Raw genomic sequence first — 1606 nt, 5'->3', positions numbered from 1 at the left:
GGATGCGCGTCCGGCTTCTGGGGGGATACGCCCGAAGCGGTTGGGCAATTGGTCTCCCGGGGCGACATCGATTATCTGGTCTTCGACTATCTCGCCGAGATCACGATGTCGCTGCTTGCGCGGGCGCGGACGAAGTCGCCGGAAGCGGGCTATGCGCCGGACTTTGTGCAAGCAGTTGCGCCTTTTTTGTCAGAGCTCAAGCGCAAGGGGATCAAGGTTGTCGCGAATGCCGGCGGGGTCAATCCGCGCGGCTGCCGCGAGGCGCTGGCCAAGGCGGCGGCGGCGGCGGGCATCGACATTTCGATCGGCGTCGTGCTGGGTGATGATCTGCTGGGCCGCGCGGACGAGATCCGCGCCCGCGGCGTGACCGAGATGTTTTCGGGCGCGCCTTTCCCGGCCAAGCCGATGAGCATGAACGCCTATCTCGGTGCGCGGCCCATCGCCGCGGCGCTGGAAGCCGGGGCCGAGATCGTGATCACCGGGCGCTGCGCCGACAGCGCGGTGGCGCTTGGGCCGCTGATGCACGAGTTCAGCTGGAAAGACGACGATTGGGACAAGCTCAGCCAGGGCTCGCTGGCCGGCCACCTGATCGAATGCGGCCCGCAGGGCACGGGCGGCAACTTCACCGATTGGCGGGAGGTGCCGGGCTGGGACGACATGGGGATGCCCATCGTCGAGGTCTCCGAGGACGGCAGCTTTGTCATGACCAAGACGCTCGGCACGGGCGGGCTGGTGGTGCCGGCCTCGGTCGGCGAGCAGATGCTCTACGAAATCGGCGATCCGCAGCGCTACGTCCTGCCCGATGTGATCTGCGACTGGTCGCAGGTGACACTGGAGCAGGTGGGGGCCGACCGGGTGATGGTGAAGGGCGCGCGGGGGCTGGGACGCACCGACAGCTACAAGGTGTCGGCCACCCATGCCGACGGCTGGCGGGCGATCACCACGCTGACCCTGGCCGCGATCGACGCGCCTGCCAAGGCCGAACGTGTGGCCGAGGCCATTCTGACCCGCTGCCGCCGGATCTTCCGCGACAAGAACCTGGGCTATTTCCGGCAGGTCAGCGTGGAGGTGCTGGGCGCCGAGGCCGCCTATGGCGCCAACGCCCGCGCCCGCACCCGCGAGGTGGTGCTGAAGATCGGCGTGACCCATGATGACCGCGATGCGCTGAACATCTTCGCCGGAGAGATCGCGCCGATGGCGGTCTCCTCTGCGCAGGGGCTGACCGGTTTCTTCGCCGGTCGGCCAAAGGTGCAGCCGGTGGTCCGTCTCTTCTCCTTCCTGCAGGACAAGGCCGACACCCCGATCGCGGTCGAGGTCGACGGCAAAGACGTGCCCGTCACCATTGCAGCCGAGGCGGTGCGACTTGATGCTTCCTCCGCGGCGGCGGTGGAAGGCCGCGAGGCCGGTCCCGGCGCGGTGATGGTGCGCCTGGTCGAACTCGCCTGGGGCCGCTCAGGCGACAAGGGCAACATCGCCAATATCGGCGTGATCGCGCGCAAGCCCGAGTATTTGCCCTATATCCGCTCGGCGCTGACCGAAGAAACCGTGAAGGACTACTTTGCGCATCTCTGCAACGGACCGGTCGAGCGGTTCGAACTGCCCGGCA

General features: G+C 67.6%; 1 protein-coding gene. It reads left to right on the top strand.

The window, feature by feature from the left end:
* Positions 1 to 1606: acyclic terpene utilization AtuA family protein (locus ABGN05_RS29975; protein WP_367957696.1), on the top strand; the 1606-nt coding region annotated here is incomplete at both ends.

It is taken from the genome of Aquibium pacificum, assembly GCF_040839445.1.
GTDB classification, from domain to species: Bacteria; Pseudomonadota; Alphaproteobacteria; order Rhizobiales; family Rhizobiaceae; genus Aquibium; species Aquibium pacificus.
Note: the sequence above shows the minus strand (reverse complement) of the source record. Positions and strands in the feature narration are given on the sequence as shown.